The organism is Bacillus cereus group sp. N12, from assembly GCF_016483575.1.
In the GTDB taxonomy this organism is placed as follows: Bacteria; Bacillota; Bacilli; order Bacillales; family Bacillaceae_G; genus Bacillus_A; species Bacillus_A toyonensis.
The window spans coordinates 1-387 of sequence record NZ_JAEHBO010000208.1 but is presented as its reverse complement, the minus strand read 5'-3'; the positions used below and the strand labels follow the sequence as shown (position 1 = coordinate 387).

Genomic DNA, 387 nt, shown 5'->3' with positions numbered 1-387 from the left:
ATGCCGCGGTGAATACGTTCCCGGGCCTTGTACACACCGCCCGTCACACCACGAGAGTTTGTAACACCCGAAGTCGGTGGGGTAACCTTTATGGAGCCAGCCGCCTAAGGTGGGACAGATGATTGGGGTGAAGTCGTAACAAGGTAGCCGTATCGGAAGGTGCGGCTGGATCACCTCCTTTCTATGGAGAATTGATGAACGCTGTTCATCAATATAAGTTTCCGTGTTTCGTTTTGTTCAGTTTTGAGAGAACTATCTCTCATATATAAATGTATGTTCTTTGAAAACTAGATAACAGTGTAGCTCATATTTTTTTAATTTTAGTTTGGTTAAGTTAGAAAGGGCGCACGGTGGATGCCTTGACACTAGGAGTCGATGAAGGACGGG

Annotated in this window: 1 rRNA gene; it reads left to right on the top strand. The window is 46.0% G+C overall.

Going from position 1 to position 387, the window contains the following annotated elements:
- Positions 1-181 (top strand): 16S ribosomal RNA (locus JDS92_RS30180); the annotation flags it as partial.
- Positions 182-387: the final 206 nt, after the last annotated feature.